Here is a 20,596-nt window from a genome sequence, read left to right as displayed (position 1 = left end):
AGTGAATTTCAAAAGAACATCATCTCTGGCTGCCCTGACCGCCCTGACTGCCCTGTTGGCAGCGGGTTCGGTGGCGCAGGCCCAAGAAATAGACACCAGCCTTCCCCTGACCAGCATCGGCGACAAGCTGATGTGGACGGTGGGCGACCAAACCCTGAATCTGGCCGTGCCGATCACGGGCCGCATCAAGCTTGACCTGTACAGCCCCCGCGTCGACCAGAGCGACTACCGCAGCGACACCTACTACGGTGACGAGCAGTACGACGCCAACCGCTCGGCGGTGACGACCACCTTTACCCTGACCGATGCGGGCGGCAAAGTGGTGCTGCGGCGCACCTTCACGCCCGGTGCCCACGCCTGGGAAACCCTGCTGGAGCAAGACCTGACGGCGGGCCAGTACCGCCTGAACGTGGAAACCAAAGGCAACGGCAAAAACACCTTCGCCGTGCGCCTGACCGGCGTGAGCGCCGACATCACCGCCGAACGCCTGACAGTCAACGTGAACTCCACCGACTGGGTTCCGGCCATCAACGTGACCACCGACGGCACCGTGCCCTACGTGGTTCGCATGTACGACGGCGACGGCGCCAGCGAACTCGAAGCCCAACTGCGCGACGAGCAGGGCAACATCACGCCCCTGACGGTCAGCGAAGATTTGGACTGGGCCGATCTGACCCTGCCTGAAGCCGCCGGACGCTACGTGATCGAACTGCGCCAGACTGGCACAGCCAAGCAGTACTCCAACACCGCCGGATTTAGCCTGCTGCGTGCGGGAACCGCCACCCCGATTACCCTGACCCGCGTAGACCAGACCGGACAATTGCGCGTGACCGCCGAACTGATTTTGCCCGGCAGCACGGCAGCCACCAGCGCCGACTTTACCCTGAACGGCAAAACCGAGCGCGTCGACGGCAGCCTGACCCGCCGCGTGCCCGTGGGCGACTACGCACTGACTGCCGCGCCTGTGGCCGGAGCCACTGTGACGCTGGATCAGAGCAAGCTGACCGTGCCCAAAGGCGGGCTGGCCGAAGCCCTGATTCAGATTCGCCCCGAAGTGGCCCTGAGCCTGCAAGCCGACAAGACCGAAATCTGCATCGGTGACCGCGTGACCCTGACAGCGCGTGCCAGCACCGCTTTTGCAGGCGACCTGCCCATGAACCTGACGCTGGACACGCCCGGACTCGACATCATCGGCGTAAACACGCTGGACGGCACCCTGAATGCAGGGCGCCCCGGTGAACTGACCGTGATCGGCACGGCCACTGTGGCTGGCCCCCTGACCGTCAGCGCCCGCCTGAATCCCTGGGAACAGGGCAAAACCGTGAACCTGAACGTGCTGCCCAGCGCGACGAGCCTGCAACTGAGCCGAGAGCCGTTGGCCGCCGCCACCGTAGGCGACGAGGTGACCGTAAGCCTGACCGTGAAGAACACCGCGGCCCAGAGCGTGCCCTTTGCCCTGACCGATACTCCCGGCGCGGGCTTGGTGGCCCTTGACTCCACCACCTTTGAAGGCACGCTGGCCGCCGGTGAAAGCCGCACGCTAACCTACCGCGCCCGTGTGGACGCCGCGGGCGAAGCCACGCTGAACGCCCAACTGAACAGCCCGTCTTGCCCCGCCCCGCAAACTGTGGGTGGCCTGCTGACTGCCGCGCCAGTTCCGGTGCCCGCACCCGTCGTCGTGGTTCCCGAAGTGCGCCCCGCCCCGGCCCAAGTCCGTGAAAGCGTGGTCAGCCTGCCCTATGACGCGCCGACCCGCACCAACGAACTGGTCATTTCGCACTTGCCGCCCGCTGGCGCAACTGTAACCCCCGGCAGCAGCCGCCTGAACAAGCAGCCGATTGCCGACCCCATGGTGGGGCCGAGCGGCACGCTGTACTGGGTCATTCCCGCCACCGATGCCAAAGCACAGCGCGGTGTCGTCGCCTACGATCTTGCCCACACCGAAGTCTTGGGCGTCATGGCCGCGCCATCGCTCCTCAGCCGCTTGCAGGGCAACCGCAGCGAACTGCTGGAAGGCACCTTCGATGCTGCCGACCTGGCCGCCGCCCGCCCGCTGGCCGCCCCCAGCTCCGTGACCACTGCCGAAAACGCCGGAGCCATCAAGTTGCCCCTCGCAGGCAGCCTGATTCGCACCCGTGACCGGATCAGCGTGGTGGTCGAAGTCCCGGTGGGCAATCTGCCTGCCCTGACCATCAACGGGCAACCCGTGGATTCCTCGACCATCGGCACCAACACCCAAGACGGCGTGCGCGGTGTGCAGCGCCTGACCTACGTGGGCGTCCCCCTCAAGCCCGGCCCCAACGTGCTCAGCGTGAACGGAGAAACCGTAACCGTGCAACTCGTGGGCGGCACTGCCGAGATTCAGGTGCTGGCGACCCAGATGCTGGCCGACGGCAGCACGCCCCTGCGCGTCAAGTTCCGGGCGCTGGATTCGTTTGGCAACCTGGCCTCGCTGAGCAGCGTGACGGTACGCACCAACCTCGAACCCCGCACCCCCGATGCCAACCCCAGCGAAAGCGGCTACCAAGTGCGCCTGACCGACGGAGAAGGTGTGATGGAATTGCAGCCCCAGTCTGCACCGACCACCCTGAAACTGGACTTGCTGAACGGCGACGACGTGCAGCGCCAGAGCTTTGAAGTCCGCCCCGACGCCAGCCGCGTGGGCGTGGGCATGCTGAGCGCGACGTTGGGACTGGACGGCAGCCTGAGCCTGCAAGACGACCTGACCTATCAGGCCAAGGGCTACTACGAAGGCCCGCTGGCCGGGGGCAAGCTGTACGCCGCCGCCGACAAGGACGGCCTGTCCACCAACGAAAACACCCTGATCCGCTACCCGCTGGCCGGAGACGCCAGCACCGAAAGCGTGCCGCTGCAGGGCATCGATCCGGTGGCGCTGACCTACGATCATCCTGCCTTCCGCGCCCAGTACCGCACCACCGCGCTGCCCATAGACGTGCTGGCCGTGGGCGAGCAGTTTACGGCCCTGAGCGCCTACACCAAAACCAACCCCTCGGTGGCCGCGTTTGCCGCCCTTGTTCCCCGTGACCGCATTACCGACGCTCCCCTGACGCCCGAAGGCACCCGGATTTTGCGCCTGCCCAACACCGACATTGCCGAGGGCAGTGAAACGCTGGTGCTGGTGACGCTGGAACGCACCCTGCAAGCCGACGGCACACAAAAAGAAGTGGGGCGCGCCACCCTAATCCGCAACGTGGACTACGTGCTGGACGTGCGAACCGGAATTATTACGCTGGCCCGCGCCCTAGACACCGTAGACAACGACTTGAACACCCTGCGCGTGCTGGCCAGCTACCGCCTTCTGAACGCCAAAGATGGCCGCCGCCTGGCCTTCGGCGCGCAAGTGAAACAAACCGGCGAAAACTACTCGGTGGGAGCCGCTGCCGTGAGCCTGGATGACCGCGTGACCTACGGCGTGCGCGGCCAGTATGACAACGGCACCCTGAGGGCCGGGGCGCTCGTGGCTTATTCGGGCGGCGTACAGGCCAGCGCCGAAGTGGCCGCCAAACTGGGTGACGACAGCCTGAGCGCCCGCGTGCGCTACCAAGACGAAGGCTACGCGGGCCTGAACGGCTTCGGCGTAGGCTTTAATGCCAGTGCCAACTACAACGCTCGCCTCGGCGCGAACCTGAACGCCATCGCCGACGCCGAATATCACCGCACGCCCACCACCGAAGGCGGCACTCTGGGGGCACGCGCCGAATTCCGGGTGGCTCCGTTTACCGTGGGCGGCGGCCTCAAGTACGCTTACGGCGACACCTACGGCCTCGGCGCGGTGGGCAGCATCGGCTATCACCGCGACCCTGTAGACATCGACGTGGTGCATACTCAGCCCCTGTTCGGTGGGTTGGGCGGCAATCTGGACGCCACCACCAACATCACCGCCAAGTACCGTTTCAACGACAAAGTGACGCTGGGCCTGACCGACGCCATCACCTGGGGCGCGGGCAGCACCAACAACATCACGCAGTCGGCAGCCCTGACCCTCGATTCCAAACTCGGCAACTTCAATTACGCGCTGGGCTACGAACTGCCCACTGCCAGCGGCGCAGGCAACCGCGCCCGCTTCGGCGTCAGCACGGCCCTGACCCTCTCTGAGCGCGTGAACGTGGGTCTGCGTGGCAGCGCCCTCTACGACCTGAACAAGAATGAAACCCAATTGGGCGCGGGCGCAGACGTCAACTACCGCAGCGACAGCGTGAGCGCCACCACCGGCACCGACCTGACTCTCAACAACGGCAAATTCGGCGTCGTGGTGCGCGGCGGCATCACTGGCACCATCACCCCGCACCTGACCCTCACCGCCGACGCGCTGGCCGAATGGTCTGCCGACAAGTCCGGCCTCCGCGCTAGCCTCGGCTACGCCTACCGCAACCGCACCTTCAATAGCCTCGGCTACGCCCGCTACTTGCAGGGCAGCCTCGGCGGCACGCAACCCGAACTCTCCACTGGCCTGAGCGCCGAATACCGCCAGCCCACGTGGGCCGTGCGCGGCGGCCTAGAGACCCGCACCCTGCTGAACGATACCGCCAGCTTTACCTTGCAGGCGCAGATCGGCGGCACGGCGTACATCACTGACCGCTTCGGCGTGGGCGCGTGGGGCCGCATGATTACGCAGCCTTCCAGCGGCAGCACCGCCTACGGTTACGGCCTAGAAGCCAGCGTGCGCCCGTTGCAGGGCACATGGCTGACCGCCGGATACAACCCAGTCGGGTTCGTGGGCCTGCCCAGCGCCGGAACCTACACCAAGCAGGGCCTCTACCTGCGCCTTGACCTGACCATCGACGAGAATTTGGGCAAAGAGCAAAAATAATGGGCGTGAGAGGGGCAGCAGCTTGAACTCTGCTTGCTCCCTCTCGCCTTTTTTTTACTCTTGTAAATGAACGTTAAGTCAAAACTGATGCGGTATTTATCTTTCAAATCTCAAAAGGTCAATTGTGACATGGGAAATTGTATAAGAAATAACTGGGAAACTTAAAATACAGCTTCAAATTTCAGGCCACCGGATTTTTTATTGACTCGAACAAGATAGTTGATGGGCAAGGCAGAGCAAGAATGGACTGGGCAAGTTCTAAAGGGACGGAAGTCAGCCTCCAGATATTCCGAAACCGTCGCCAATAGATCAACGAAATGATTTTTCAGCCGCTCGGCATACATCCCAAGGAGTGATGATCAGATGAAATTGCCCGACTTTTTGCAACAAAGATCAAAGGATGCTGCTCCCAGCCTCCGCCGCGCCGCTGGCTTGCTCTTGGCCGCCGGAATCGGACTGGGTGTAGTGTCGCCGGGTGCTGGGGCGCAGGCCACGCCAGCCACCTGCATCTCGCCTAATTTCGCCCGAGTAGGCAATGCCACGCTACAGGGCAATGCTGTTCAATTGACCCCAAATACGGGCACGCAGATCGGCGCAGCTTGGTATGACACCCGTGCCGATTTGGATCGGCCCTTCGATTACACCGCCAAAGTGTATTTGGGCAATAACGATGGTGGGGCCGATGGCATGACCTTTACCCTTCAAAATTCTGCAAAGGGATTCACTGCCGTTGGCATTGCTGGCCAAGGCTTGGCCGCTGGGTTTGATAACTCTCTCACCGGGGAAATCACCCCTTCGCTGACCATCGAACTTGATACCTATCAAAACACCACGGCTAACGGTGCCAACGGTTGGGCAGATCCCGTTGGCGACCACATCGCGGCTTACCTGAACGGAGACAGCCGCCATAACACCTCATCGTCCAATTACCTGATCGGTGGCCCCCCCACCGTTGTTCCCAACCTAGAAAACGGTGCGTACCACAATTTCCGCGTGGTTTGGAACCCCGCCACCAATACTCTGCAATATTCCCTTGACGGCACCGTGTACGGCACCATCAATCGCAACATCCGCAACGATGTCGGCACGTCACCTTTCTGGGGCTACACCGCTTCCACGGGTGGCGCAACCAACCAGCAAATCTTTTGCAATGAAAGCGTCATTCCTGCGGCGACGGCGGATGTCACGATTACCAAAACCGACGGCGTGAATAGCGTTAATCCGGGTCAGGCCACCACTTATACCATCGTGGTTGCCAACCCCGGCCCAAGCAGCGATACCGTCTACAACGCTGTGTTCACAGACCCCAAAGTGACCAACTTGACCGTCACGGGCGTGACGTGCGGAAGCGTTACAGGCGGAGGCGTCTGCCCCACAGTTGCTAACACCACCGTAGCCAAGATGCAGGACGTGAGTCCAACTGGCGGCATCGTTATTCCCACGCTCCCCAATGGCGGTAGCGTCACCTTTACTGTGACCGCCACCGTAGGAAATAGCGCCACTGTGACCAGCATCACCAACACCGCCACCGTTGCAACCTCCGGCTACAGCGATCCTACTGGCAACAACACAGTTGAGGACATCAACACCGTCGTTCAGCCGACTTGCATCGCCTCTGGCTTTTCTACAGTTGGCAATGGCAACGGCTCGCCAATAATTTCTAATGGCGCAATTCAACTTACACCTGATGCACAACAGCGAGTGGGCGCGGCTTGGTCTAACACCCGTGCAGACTTGAACCAGTCCTTTGACTACACCGCCAAAGTCTTCTTAGGTGCCAATCCTGGCGGGGCAGATGGCATCACTTTCACCCTTCAGAACCAAGGCCCAACAGCTATCGGCGTTGCTGGCCGCAGCTTGGCCGCAGGCTTTGACCCGTTAGGCAACGGGGCTATCATTCCCTCACTGACCATCGAGATAGACACTTTCCCCAATGCTGATAGCGGCTGGCAAGACTTTTCTAGCAACACCATTAATAATCATATGGCGGCTTACCTGAATGGCGACAGTCGACATATTGCAAATGCCAACAATCTAGTCGACAAAACCGCTATTCCTAGTGTGGAAGACGGCCAGTATCACGACTTCCGCGTGACGTGGAACCCCACCACCAATACCCTCCAGTACTTCCTTGATAGCGTGCTACGCGGCACCATCAATCGCAATATCCGCAACGATGTCGGCACAACGCCTTACTGGGGCTATACCGCTTCTACAGGCGACTCGACCAACCAGCAAGTCATTTGCAACCAGAACCTCATTCCTGCACCTGTGGTCGATCTCTCCATCACCAAAACGGACGGCCAAGCCACTACCAGCCCCAATCAAGTACTGAACTACACCATCGTGATTGCCAATGCTGGGCCAGCCACCGCCACCAACGCCGTGTTTAGAGACCCCAAAGTGACCAACTTGACCGTCACGGGCGTGACGTGCGGAAGCGTGACTGGCGGTGGCGTTTGCCCCACCCTAGACGGCACCGCAGTCACCAAGATGCAGGACATCACTGCAACTGGCGGCATCGTTATTCCCACCCTGCCCAATGGCGGCAGCGTCACGTTTACCGTTACTGGTACGGTTGCCAACGGGGCCACCGGCAACCTCGCCAACACCGCCACGATTACCGTACCTACGGGCTTCACCGATCCAACCGCTAACAACAGCGCCACCGATACCGATACGATTGAAGCCGCCTTGCCTGCCACGCCGCCTGCCACTTGCGCGGTAGGCAGCCCGCTGAATTTGTTGGCCGTCACCACTGGTGTCAAACCTGTTGGTGCATCGCCCTATACCTACGGTACGGCTTTCAATGACGGTGCCATAGAAACTCAAACTGTAACTGCTCAGCGGGGGGGTTGTGGAGTGCCCCCCAAAAACTGGACGGCGTGAAGTAGAGACGGAGGCTCGCCATCCCAGCCCTGATTTGTCAGGCTGGAAGGCGAGGAGACGTCATGAAACAAAAGCAGTTCACCGAAGAGCAAATCATCAAGTTGCTGCAAGACGCCAAGAAAGGTCAACAGCCCATAGAGGAGTTGTGCCGGGACTTCGGATGCAGCCCAGCGTCGTACTACACATGGAAAAAGAAGTACGGCGATACCACACCCGATGAAGCCAAGCGGCTGCGCCACTTGGAGAAGGAAAATGCACGCCTGTTACGGATCGTAGGCCAGCAGCGCCTCGAAATCGAGGCGGTCAAGGAGGTCTTGGCAAAAAAGCGATAACGACCACTGAGAAGCGTGCCTTGGTGCGAGAACTGGTCACGCAGCGGGTCAAGCCCGAACGGGCTTGCTTCTTGGTGGGTCTGCCTAAATCATCGTGGCACTATCGAGCAAAACCGCGTCAGGACGACGAAATTCGTCGTCGGATTCGCGAACTGGCGGGGCAACATCCGCGGCGTGGTTCTCGATTCATCCACGCGCTGCTCGTCAAAGAAGGCAACACGGTCAACCGGAAGAAAGTGAGACGAATCTGGCGAGAGGAGCAGCTGACGATCAAGAAGAACCCCAGCCGGAAAATTCGCACGGGCAACACCATCCCCATGACCGCGGAATTTCCCAATCACGTGTGGACGTATGACTTCATTTTCGACCAAACCCTCGGAGGTACCACCCTCAAAATCTTGACACTCACGGATGAATTCACCCGGCAATCTCTCGCGATTCGCGTCGCCGAGACGTTCACGTCGATGGACGTGAAAGCCGTCCTAGACGAGGTAATTAAAGAAAGAGGTGCCCCCACTTTTCTGCGCAGCGACAATGGCTCAGAGTTCATCGCCCGTGATTTGGGCATCTGGTTGGCCGTGCAGGAGGTCAGCACCCGGTTCATTGAACCGGGGAAACCTTGGCAGAACGGTTTTGCCGAAAGCTTTCATTCCCGCTTACGGGAAGAATGCTTGACCCAAGAAGTCTTCTATTCCGTCAAACATGCAGGCGTCCTCATCGAAGGCTGGCGAGCGTTTTACAACGCTCACAGGCCCCATTCTTCGCTCGCTTACCAAACGCCGGACGAGTTCGCCGCTACCTGGCTGGCTCGATCGGCTTCGCATCCTGTACCCTGTACCTGAGCCGAGTCTCTACTCGAAGTCGTCCAAACATTGGGGCCAGCCCAGTTGGATGCGGTTCAAAGAGTAGAGTTTAGGTATAGCTCACGACGCCTGCCCAAACTGCGAAAGACTCGAAGCCCAGCTCGCTGAGGTGCTGGCTGAACTTCGCGCCATCAAAGCTCAACTGGCCCGAAACAGCACCACCTCCAGTCAGCCTCCCAGTCAGGACAAGCCCTGGGCACCCAAAAGTGAGCGCCAGAAGACCGGTCGGTCTTCTGGCGGCCAGCGTGGTCATACAGGTCAGACGCTCAAGATGTCCGCACATCCAGATGAAACCGTCCCCCTGTCCCTCACTGGACACTGCCCCTGCGGCCAGGTCTGGGACAACGTGTCCGTCCAGACCACGGTGTCCCGGCAGGTTCACGACCTGCCGGAACTTCAGCTGCGCGTCACGGAATACCGCGCGGACGTCAAAGTCTGCCCCACGTGTCATCACCGGCAGCAAGCCCCGTTCCCAGGGCATGTTTCGGGACAGGTGCAGTACGGCCCCCGTATTCACGGGCTCGCGGTATATCTCAACGCCGCGCATTTCATTCCATTGGAGCGGACGAGCGAGATCCTCGAAGCGCTCTGTGGCGTGCGGCCCAGTGACGGTACCATCGCGCTGAACCTTCATCTGGCGGCCGCCAAGCTCGAGGACTTCGAGACCCAGTTGAAAGCGGCACTCCAAAAGCAACCCGTCCTGCATGCGGATGAGACGGGCAGCAAAGTCAATGGGCAGCTTCAGTGGATGCACGTGGTGAGCTGCGCGCAGCTCACCTTGTACGGTCACCACCCAAAGCGAGGTTTTGCTGCGCTGGACGCCATGAACGTGCTGCCGCAGTATCAAGGCATCCTGGTTCATGACGCCTGGAGCACCTATTTCAAGCTCCCAGCACAGCATGCGCTGTGTGGTGCGCATCTGCTCCGCGAACTGCGCGGTCTGGCCGAACACCATGCCCAGGGATGGGCAGGCGAACTGCGGGACGCCCTGCGCCGGGTGTACCACGAGCAGAAACAGGGCATCTTGACCGCTACGGCGCGTACAGCATTCGAACACCAGTTTGATGCGCTGCTGGAGAAGGCACTTCAGGTGAATCCTGAAGCGCCTCCGGTTCCTGGACGACGCGGGCGAACCCGGCAATCACTGGGACGGAATCTGGCTTTGCGGTGTAGGCAGCACCGCGAGGCGGTGCTGCGCTTCCTGCATGACGAGCGGGTGCCGTTCGACAACAATCAAGCGGAACGTGATGTACGCCTGTGGTGCGTGAAGCGCAAGGTGTCTGGCGGCTTCCGCTCTGCGGAAGGTGGGCAGAATTTCGCCCGTATCAGGAGTTACATCTCGACGCTGGGCAAGCAGGGTCTGAACGTCTGGTACGGCCTAGTCAGTGTGTTCACCGGGAATGTCCTCATGCCTGACTTCTCCGTCTGAACCTACTCTGCTGAGCAGTTACCTCAAACTGTTGATTTTATTCCCAATGCCGCCAATTACAGCATCGGCACAGGCCCCAGCAACAGATTTATCGTGGATATGCGCTGGATGTGGTCTAACAGTGCCCCTGTAGCAAATTCTGAAGTTACGACCTTCACTCTACGAGTCAATAACATCAGCTATGCAGTACTGACCACCGTTAACGGTTCGGGCACTGTTGGCAGCATCGTCGGCTTGAGCGGCGCTTCAGTTTCGCAGGGCGTTATTAACGGCTCGGTTGCTTCTATTGGTCAAAACCCAACTACACGCAGCTACGTCGTGTTGCCTGCCACTGTCACGTCTATTGCTTCGGCTGCCGTCGTTTACGATTCGACTCAGGGCACTGCCGGGAACGGGAACGATGACGGCAGCTACAACCTCGACAGCATCTTTGCCTGCCCACCCATCCTGAACCTCTCCAAGAACAGCAACGGCCCGTGGACTGTAGGACAGACCAGCGCCACCTACACCCTGAGTGCCACGAATACTGGCCCGATGGCAACCTTTGGCACCGTGGCCATCAGCGATACGCTCCCCAGCGGCATTACCGTGCCCGACGGTGCAGTAACCCTCAGCGGCACCAACGCCGCCAACTGGACTTGCACGGCAGCCAGCAACGTTTTGACTTGCACCAGCACGGTTACTGTGGCGGCGGGCGGAAGCACCACTTTCACTTTCCCTGTGTCGGTCACAGCTCTCGCCATAGGCTCCCCGGTCAACTACGCCAGCGTCAGCGGTGGGGGCGGCAGTCCGAACGCGCCAACCAACCCCAATTCGAGTAGCTGTACACCCAGTAATCTGTGTGCCAGCACGACCACCACCGTCACGGCAGCCACGCCAGTTCAGCCCGCCATCGAACTCAAAAAGTACGTTCGCAACGTCTCCACCGGAACTGCCTTTTCCGACACCAGCACCACAGCCCGGCCCAAAGACATCATCGAATACTGCATCACTTACATCAACACGGGCGGCAACGCGGCCAACTTCAAACTCACCGACAATGTGCCCGCCGGGATGGTCATCTTGCCGAAGGCCAGCCCCAACCCCCTCGAAGAAGTCAAAGCACCTTACGGCACAGGGGCCGCCGCAACCAACATCCGCTGGAGCAACACCAGCACTAGCGTCACCGGCATCTCCACCCCCGCAGGTACCAACCTGACCAACGCCCCTAGTGACGACGTTGGCACGCTGACCGGAACAGGCACCGGCACCAACAACACGGGGTTGCTGACCCTTGACCTCAGCGCGACTGGGCTGCCCAACGGCGACAAAGGTACCGTCTGTTTCCAGACTCAAATCCCGTGAGCTGAACTAAGCCCTTTGGATTCCGGTTGAAACTCTGTCATTTGGTTTTCAACCGGACATGAAGCCCAAAGAAATTGGCATGGAGGCCGGACAACCGCCAAATAGGTCAGAAAGATGAATTGTGTGGATCAAAGAAACCATCGCTTAGGCCCCGTCATCTCTACATCGTTGGATTTTTGCCTTATACATTGGCCTTTTTGGCCCTCAGAGCGCAGCAGGGAGTGGTTAATCGAATGAAATTACCTAGTTTTATACAGAGTGGAAACGCTTTCAGAGGTGTACGACAATGGTCTGGCCTGCTGCTGGCTGCCGGAATAGGGCTGGGTGGGGTGTCGCCGGATGCGGGGGCGCAATACGCTACTGGCGGCAGTGGTCTTTACCGCAACCAGATTCTGTGGATTGACTGGGGAAACAACGGGGCCAACATCACCCAAACTGGTCAGACAATTACCAACAACATCACGGTTGCAGGTCAAAATCTGGCGGTTGTTTGTAGCATCAATGGTATTAGTGGTACTGGCAACGACCCTGATCTTAGAATCTACCGCCCCGGTGGTTATTTTGAAGATGGACTTGATAACCTTTATCACAGTGGATCTGACGATGTAGGCAACACCATGGATATTGGGCTGGTAAACCGGACAGATGCCAGGAACGCCACGTTTACCTACAGTTGCACCGCAACATTGGGCGGCGTCAGTGTGGTTGATGGATTGGTCATTGCAGATGCCGAAACGACGAGTGAGGATGAGACGACTGTCGTAGATTTGTCCGCGACGCCAAGCGCAACAATGCGCGTGATCGAGCGTCTGCGTGCGCCCGGTTGCGACGAGCCTTATTTTATAAATCGAGCAGGAAATAGTTACACCTTTAGTACTGGACTCTCGGTTTCTGCTGGAGACGGCACGAATAGCTGCTCTGGTACTCCCGCTGGGGCCCCAGCATCAATGGCCATCGGGTTCATCGATAACGCGACCTCAGCTACAGTGACTATTTCCAGCCAAGCAGGGAAGCAGGCTATCGCTCTGGGCGTCATGCTGAACGTGGCCGACTATGGTGATGCCCCCACCGCCTACGGCAACGTTGCCCATTTGCCTGTACTGGGCTGGAATGGCGGCACTTTAGGTGCCGGAACCAACACCATTTTCCCCAACACCAACACCGCCCCTACTTTCGGCTTGGCCACCCAAATCCCGCCTACAACTGCATTGCTTGGCAGCGTCGTAGACGTTGAACGCACTTCGCAGGCCAATGCCACGGCCACAGCCGATGATGCCAACAGCATCGATGACGAAGACGGCGTAACGATGCCTGCCTCCGTCATGATTGGGAATGTTGTCACTCTTCCTGTAGCTATCGGGGCAGCGGGCCTGTTGAGTGCTTGGTTCGATTGGAACAGAGACGGCGACTTTGCTGACGCAGGTGAGCAAATTACCAGTGATAATTCGGTGTCTGTAGGGACAACCAACCTCAGTGTCACTGTGCCCACCAATGCAGTCGCGGGAACGACTTTCGCCCGCTTCCGTATTTGTACGGCTGCTGCAAGCTGCAATTCCCCCACTGGGGTTTCTCCTTCCGGTGAGGTCGAAGATTACTCGCTGGTTGTCATGCCGACGACTGCCGATCTCAATATCAACAAAACCGGCCCCAGCACCGTGGTTCAGGGCAGCCTCGCCACCTACACCATCACCGTGTGGAACAAAGGCCCCGGCAATTCGACAGGCGCGACTATCTCAGACCCCGTTCCCAGCAACCTGACCAACGTGAACTGGACTTGCGCGGCTTCTGATACCGCAGCGTGCGGAATAGCCGGTGGGAGCGGCAACACTATCAACTTTGTGAGCGGCATCTTGCCCGTGAACGCCAGTGCGACAGCGCCCATCAGTGGCAGCTACCTGACCCTGACGGTCACGGGCACGGCCACAACCAGCGGCACCTTGATCAACACGGCCAGTGTGACTGCGGCACCCGGCACTACCGACCCCGTACCGGGCAACAACTCCAGCAGCCAGTCAACAACGGTCACGGCGGCCATGCCAGTTCAGCCTGCCATCAACCTCAAAAAGTACGTTCGCAACGTGACCACCGGAACTGCCTTTTCCGAAACCAGCACCACAGCCCGGCCCAAAGACATCATCGAATACTGCATCACTTACATCAACGCGGGCGGCAACGCGGCCAACTTCAAACTCACCGACAATGTGCCCGCCGGGATGATCGTTCAGCTTGATGCCTATGCAGCAGGCCAAGGCATCCTTTGGAACAGCACCAGCAATACCGTCAGCGGCAACACCACCCCCGCAGGTACCAACCTGACCAACGCCCCCAGTGACGACGCTGGCACGCTGACCGGAGCAGACACACTACCCCCGATAGATTTCACAGTACACGGCACCAACAACACGGGCCTCCTGACCCTCGACCTCAGCGCGACTGGGTTAGCGAACCTCGGCAAAGGCACCGTTTGCTTCCGGACACAAATCCCGTGATCTAAACACAAGGGAATCCAGTTGAAGGCAAACCTACGTAGCCTTCAACTGGAGAGGACTCAAAAGACTTAAACACGATATCAAAAATAACACCGCGTTATAACACAATTGTCCGACACAAACCTTGGTTACGTCGGACAATTGTTTTTTAATTTTAAGCAAGATGCAGAGCCGAACAACACTCATTCTATAAACACTGTCAAGTCCAAGTCTTAAGAGGGAGCTAGGGAAATGAAAAATACGAAGTCTACTTTAGGCCAATCCATCGGTTTTTCACTTCAATCTCCCAGCTTCCTCATTCCCTCCACGAAACTGCAACTACGACTAGCGGCACGGATCATCGCTGCTTCAGCCTATGCACGAATCACTAAAGGCGAGGAATCGAGAATCAGTGGGGCGAGTGCAAACCTCACCCAACTGCCTGCCACAAGCCAGCTTCAGTTCCGCTGGCTTAGGCGGGCTGGGCCATTAATACGCCGACTATGGATTGCATTCGCGCCTAGACCGATACCTCTAGGAGCCTATTGACTATAAACCTCTAAAAATACAGCAGTAGTACCGCTCCACAAGTTGATTTTAGATGTCGGGTGAAATGGCGAACCACCAGTTTCACTTGACCAAGAAAATCTTCAGTAATTAGCCCTCAAACCCTAAAAGGACTAATCAAAATGAAATATAGACTTTCGACTGTTTTGACAGATACGTCAACAGCGGTACTGCGCTCTTACGCCAGTACAGCCTTCGCCCCTTTGCCGGGTAGCCCCTCTACCGGCCTCAGCACTCCACACTCTTCAAAGCCAACTTTTCCAAGCAGCAGCATGGATGACATCAACGTAGATGTCGTCACTTCTCTTGGCTCCGGTTCGGGCGTGGGCTTATGCGGCATTGTGGGCAGCAGTGGTGCCCTGAAAAATGCCGTGGAAGCGGTGTTTCTCTTCCCAGCCCCAGCTCTTCGTGCAGACAACACTGTCAATGCGGCGAGCGCTTTTTCGTTTGCCCTGACCACCACATTGGCCCCTGTTGCCGCCTTCTCGGAAAGAGCAGGGGGCCAGTTTGTGGTTCGCTCTGCCTCTTTTGCTGTCTCGCTAGTGACTGCAGACCTTATTACTAAGACTCATCGGCCTATCCCGATCTGTACTGCATCAACTTCCCTGAACACGTTGATGGCTTCCCTTCTTGCCACCGACAACAGTGCCGCTTTTTGCCATGCAGTTAGCTCTGCAGTCATCAATACCAGCAAGTCCATGCACCCCATCACTCCCGGCGACGAGGTTGGCCGCCCAGATGAGGCTAGACCGCTCTCTGTAGCTGGTTCCGACACTGCTTTTCTGGCTCCTCGACGGCCCTCCCAAGGAGTGATGACTCAATGAACTTGTACAAAACCATGATTCAACTGCTCCTGCGGTTGCAGCGGCACTCCGCTTTCCTGTTCAAGATGCTGCTGCTTGTGCTGGCGTCTTCAGCCTCCACTGTGTTGGCCGCGACGTTGGGCGTCAGCCTGACTGCCACGCCTAGCGTAGATGCGGGCAACTTTGTAGAACTGACCACCACCGTGACCAACGGCACGGGGACTGGGGCCAGCACAACGGGCGCAAGCGGCCTCACCCTGACCTTTACCTTGCCCGCTGGCCTGAATGCGCCGCGTACCAACGTTCTCGCGGCTTCTGAACCCCGCGAGCGGATGGCGATCATTCAGGAAACCTACAACGGCACGCCGACAACGCAAAATCAGACAAACCCGACTCGCTTTCGGTGCGAGGCCAATACACCTGTCGGCTCCACACAGACCCTGACCTGCACTATCAACGGCGGCGCGGGCATCGCTGCTGGCAATTCGGCTACCTTCAAAATCTATGTGCAGTCTCGGGCGACTCCGCTGGGTGCCCAGATCATCAACGTAGCGACCAACGGCACAGGCGGCGACGCCGTCAACCGTACTGCTTCGGCCACCACCACCCTGACCACTCCCCTCCCCTCCTGCGCGGCAGCGGGCTGTACCCTCATCGGCAGCAACCTGATTGCCGCGAGTACAGGGGGAACGTTTGGCACTGCATCTAGCACGGTGCCCGGTACCAGCGCCGGGGCAGACACCAATGTCGCGGGCTATACCTACACCGCCTACAACAGCGCGATCTATGCCCCCCAAGACGGCCAATACACCGTCGTCAATTCGACGGCCCCCAGCTACGGGATCGCTTTTAACACCGCCGACAGCAACACCTTCCTGTGGCACCAAATTTCCGATCATACGAAGGGCGATCCTTCCGGCAACATGCTGATCATCAATTCCATCAACACGCCCAATGTGTTTTACCGGACGACTGTGAGCGGGCTGGCCCAAAACACCATGTACGACTTTTCGGCGTGGGCGATTGCCTTGGTCAGCACCGCCACCAACAACGCTCCCAACGGTTCTAAAGCACAGTTCGAAGTCTCGTATGACAACGGAACGAATTGGACACTCCTCGCCAGCACGCCTGACTTTGCCAATACCAATACGCCTGTCTGGAAAAACTTCTCGGCTACGCTGAATACCCTCAGCAACACCAGTGTCCAAATCCGCGTTCGAAATGCCACCACCGCTGCTGGCCCCCAAGGGAACGATCTGGCGCTCGATGACTTGGGCCTGTTCGAGGTGAACTACAGCGGCGACCTGTCTGTGACCAAAACAGACAATCAGACCAGCCGCACCCCCGGTCAGACCACCAGTTACACCGTCGTGGTCAGCAACGCGGGGCCGGGTACAGCTACAGGCGCACTCTTCAAAGACCCCGCAGCGGCCAACCTGACCGTGACGGGCGTGACCTGCGGAAATGCCACAGGCGGCGCATTTTGCCCCCCAGCCAGTCCCTCAGCACTCACCACCTCCATTGCCAACATGCAGGGTGCGGGCGTTCCCATTCCCTCCCTGCCCGCAGGCGGCAGCGTCACCTTTACTGTGAATGCCACGGTAGCAACCAGTGCCATCGTTACCAGTGTGGCCAATACTGCGGCTGTAACGGCTCCTCTGAACTTTACAGACACGAATCCGGGTAACAACAGCGCCACCGACACCACTACCGTCGTTCAGCCCACCTGCATCGCTTCCGGCTTCTCTACGGTGGGCAATGCCACCGTGCAGCCCAGCGGCGTGATCGAACTGACACCCGATGCCAAGCAACAGAAAGGTGCGGCGTGGTCTAACACCCGTGCGGACTTGGATCAGGCGTTCGATTACACCGCCAAGGTGTACTTGGGGGTCAACGATACCGGGGCCGACGGCATAACGTTTACCCTGCAAAATCAGGGGCCAACCGCTATCGGTATTGCTGGCCGCAGCTTGGCTGCCGGGTTCGATACGAACGGCAACGGGGCCATCACGCCTTCACTGACTATCGAATTAGATACCTATCAGAATACCGACGGTTCCTCTCCTCGTATTTGGGCAGACCCCAGTGGCGACCATATGGCAGCGTACCTGAATGGGGACAGTACCCATAGGTCGAATACCGACAGATTAGTAACCGCAACTGTCGTTCCAAACCTCGAAGACGGCCAATACCACGACTTCCGCGTGACTTGGAACCCCACCACCAATACGTTGCAGTATTACCTTGACAGCACCCTGTACGGCACCATCAACCGTGACATTCGAAATGATGTGGGTAAGACGCCTTTCTGGGGCTATACCGCGTCTACAGGCGACGCAACCAATCAACAAGTCTTCTGTAACCAGAGCCTGCTTCCTGCGGCAGTGGCCGATCTTTCGATCACCAAAACCGACGGCCAATCGTCATACCTCCCCAATCAAGTACTGAACTACACCATCGTGATTGCCAATGCTGGGCCAGCCACCGCCACCAACGCCGTGTTTAGAGACCCCAGCGTGACCAACCTGACCGTTACAAGCGTGACTTGCGGAAGCGTGACTGGCAGCGGCGTTTGCCCTCCGGCGGGCACAGCAGCAGGCCAAATGTCAATCGCCAATATGCAGAGCGCAGGCGGCATCCTCATTCCCACCCTCCCCAAGAACAGCAGCGTCACCTTTACCGTGACCGCCACGGTATCGGCTGGGGCGACTGGCAATATTGCCAATATCGCCACGATTACCCTACCGACAGGCTTCACCGATCCAACCGCCAACAACAGTGCCACCGACACCGATACCCCCTCCACCGCCGATCTGAGTATCAACAACACAGGCCCCAGCAGCGTCGTCTTGGGCAGCCCAGCCGCGTACACCATCAAGGTCTGGAACCAAGGCCCTAGCGTGATCTCGGGCGCGACTATTGCCGACAGCGTGCCTGCCAACCTGACTACCGTGACGTGGACGTGCGCGGCTTCGGGTACCGCCACCTGCGGAACCGCCAGCGGCAGCGGCAACGCCATCAGTTTTGCCAGCGGCCTCTTGCCCGTGAATGCCAGCCCTACCCCGCCCACCAGCGGCGATTACCTGACCATTACGGTCACGGGCACGGCCAGCACCATCGGTAGCCCGACCAATACGGCCACCGTGACCGCACCCACCGGCAGCACTGACCCTGTTTCCGGCAACAACACCAGCAGCCAACAGACCTTTATTACACCGCTCCCCACCTGCGACACGCTGTACGGCATCAGCGCCTTGACGAATAGCATTCTTGTTGTCAATCCAGCTACAGGCGCTGCCACAGCCATTGGCTCTACATCCGCCCAGTCCACTGCCCTCGCCATTCAACCCGGCACCAACAAGCTGTACTACTTCACCATCTCTTCTCTTATAGAAACGCGGGTGTGGGACAGCGCCACCAACACCAGCACCTTGCTGCCCAATAGCTTCCTCACGACAGCACCGGGAGACCAAGTCTTGCGGGCCGCCTTTAGCCCCACCGGACGGCTGTTTGTTACGACTGACAACCCCGGAACCGGCACCATCACGCAGCTCATTGAAGTTGACCCGGCCACCGGTGCCCTGATCAGCAGAAATCCCATCTCGGCTCTCCCCGCGTCCACCGGCGACTTGGTGTTCGATGGCAACGGTACGCTGTTCATTACTGCAGAGAACCGCGTGTATACGATCAATCTCACCACCTACGTCGCCACCCTCGTCTCTACGACACCGAGCGGCACGAATTTCGTGGGCTTGGCATTCACGGCAGACGGCACGCTGTACGGCGCGACGGGCGGCCCGAGTTTCAGACTCTTTACCATCAACCCCAGCACGGGCGCAACCACGCTCAGAGGCTTGACCAACCAAAACCTAGGCGACCTCGGAAGCTGCGCGTTCCCGGTGTCGGCCCTCGCGTCCAGCAAAACCGTGACCAAAGTGGCGGGCAGCGTAGGTTCGACTGTCCTCCCCGGCGACACCTTGGAATACACCATCACGACCACCAACAGCGGCACGGTTCCCGCCGTCAATACCACCCTGCAAGACAGCATTCCTGCGGGCACCACCTACGTTGCAGGCAGCACCAAGCTCAATACCGTTGCCGTCACGGACGGCGCGGGCGGAGTCTTCCCCTACGCCACTGCCGCCGAAATTCGCGGCGTCGGCATGAATTCCGGCGTGATCGGCACGGATACGGCCAACGAAACCGCCACAGTGGTGTTCCGGGTCACGGTCACGGCGCTCAGCGGCAACGTCTCTAACCAAGGCACCGTCACGGCTACTGGCGTTCCACCCGTGCTGACCGACGACCCCACCAAACCCGGCACTACCGACCCCACCGTGACCCCCGTCGGAGTGGTTGCAGTCGTGCAGCCCGCCATCACCCTCGAAAAGTTTGTTCGCAACGTGACCGACGGAACAAGCTTCGTGAAGACCAACGTGACGGCCAAGCCCAAAGACATCATCGAATACTGCATCGCCTACATCAACGCAGGCGGCCTCGCAGCCAACTTTAGTCTCACCGACAACGTGCCCGCCGGAATGCAGCTTCTGCCCGACGCACTCGTGACCCTGCCTTATGTCGTCGGTTCCGGCATTCACTGGAGCACCACCAGCACTACCGTAACTGGCAATACCACCCCCACAGGCACCAACCTGACCAACGCCAGCGACCTCGATCAAGGCACCCTGACCGGAGTAGGCACAGGCACCCATAACGCTGGTCTCCTGACCCTCAACCTCGGTCTTACAGGTCTTGCGAACGGCGGCAGAGGTACGGTCTGCTTTCAGACCCAAGTTCCCTAAGCTAACGTCGGGCAGTAACCGCCCCCCCCGCCGCTCCCCCCCATCTGCACGGTGCAGTGGGGGGATTTTTTTGGTCTATCGGCCTCGAATTTCAAAATCAGTACCAAGAATATTTTATTCAAGTTATTAGAAAACAAAGACAGAGAGTATCTTACATCGCATTGTCATTTAGGGGAATATTCATCTACATTATTAATAATTTTTAATTATACTACGTCTCACTTATTAAAGAAGAGGTCGGTTATTTATATATGAGTGGCATATACAC

9 protein-coding genes and 1 pseudogene are annotated in these 20,596 nt (G+C 58.9%); all 10 read left to right on the top strand.

The window, feature by feature from the left end; translation table 11 throughout:
* Nucleotide 1 precedes the first annotated feature (1 nt).
* Nucleotides 2–4,831 carry a COG1361 family protein gene (locus tag SU48_RS02175; RefSeq protein WP_064013818.1) on the top strand — a complete coding sequence of 1,610 codons (4,830 nt, stop codon included), beginning with the start codon at nucleotides 2–4 and terminating at the stop codon, nucleotides 4,829–4,831.
* 363 nt (nucleotides 4,832–5,194) lie between these two features.
* Entirely contained in the window at nucleotides 5,195–7,720 is a 2,526-nt protein-coding gene (locus SU48_RS02170; RefSeq protein WP_064013817.1) for a lectin-like domain-containing protein, read from the top strand.
* A gap of 62 nt (nucleotides 7,721–7,782) precedes the next feature.
* Nucleotides 7,783–8,052, top strand: coding sequence for a transposase (locus SU48_RS02165; RefSeq protein ID WP_064013816.1), 270 nt, complete (start codon nucleotides 7,783–7,785; stop codon nucleotides 8,050–8,052).
* Nucleotides 8,053–8,075: 23 nt separating this feature from the next.
* A complete protein-coding gene (locus SU48_RS02160) occupies nucleotides 8,076–8,894 on the top strand; it encodes an IS3 family transposase (protein ID WP_231881708.1) in 819 nt (272 codons plus the stop codon).
* 76 nt (nucleotides 8,895–8,970) lie between these two features.
* Nucleotides 8,971–10,344, top strand: a complete 1,374-nt coding sequence (gene tnpC / locus SU48_RS02150) for an IS66 family transposase (RefSeq protein WP_082869623.1) — start codon at nucleotides 8,971–8,973, stop codon at nucleotides 10,342–10,344.
* A 318-nt stretch (nucleotides 10,345–10,662) separates the two neighbouring features.
* Nucleotides 10,663–11,688, top strand: a complete 1,026-nt coding sequence (locus SU48_RS02145; RefSeq protein ID WP_064013812.1) for a DUF11 domain-containing protein — start codon at nucleotides 10,663–10,665, stop codon at nucleotides 11,686–11,688.
* A gap of 233 nt (nucleotides 11,689–11,921) precedes the next feature.
* A pseudogene (locus SU48_RS14455) lies at nucleotides 11,922–12,665 on the top strand (CshA/CshB family fibrillar adhesin-related protein); the annotation flags it as partial.
* Between the two features lie 9 nt (nucleotides 12,666–12,674).
* On the top strand, nucleotides 12,675–14,177 hold the full coding sequence (locus SU48_RS14260; protein ID WP_197474673.1) for a GEVED domain-containing protein: 1,503 nt from the start codon (nucleotides 12,675–12,677) through the stop codon (nucleotides 14,175–14,177).
* Between the two features lie 818 nt (nucleotides 14,178–14,995).
* Entirely contained in the window at nucleotides 14,996–15,547 is a 552-nt protein-coding gene (locus SU48_RS14055; RefSeq protein ID WP_157451051.1) for a hypothetical protein, read from the top strand.
* Complete coding sequence (locus tag SU48_RS02135; protein WP_064013810.1) at nucleotides 15,544–20,328, top strand: lectin-like domain-containing protein; 4,785 nt, start codon at nucleotides 15,544–15,546, stop codon at nucleotides 20,326–20,328. Before SU48_RS14055 ends, SU48_RS02135 begins: the two co-directional genes overlap by 4 nt.
* Nucleotides 20,329–20,596 lie beyond the last annotated feature (268 nt).

It is taken from the genome of Deinococcus puniceus (assembly GCF_001644565.1).
GTDB lineage: Bacteria > Deinococcota > Deinococci > Deinococcales > Deinococcaceae > Deinococcus > Deinococcus puniceus.
Note: the sequence above shows the minus strand (reverse complement) of the source record. Positions and strands in the feature narration are given on the sequence as shown.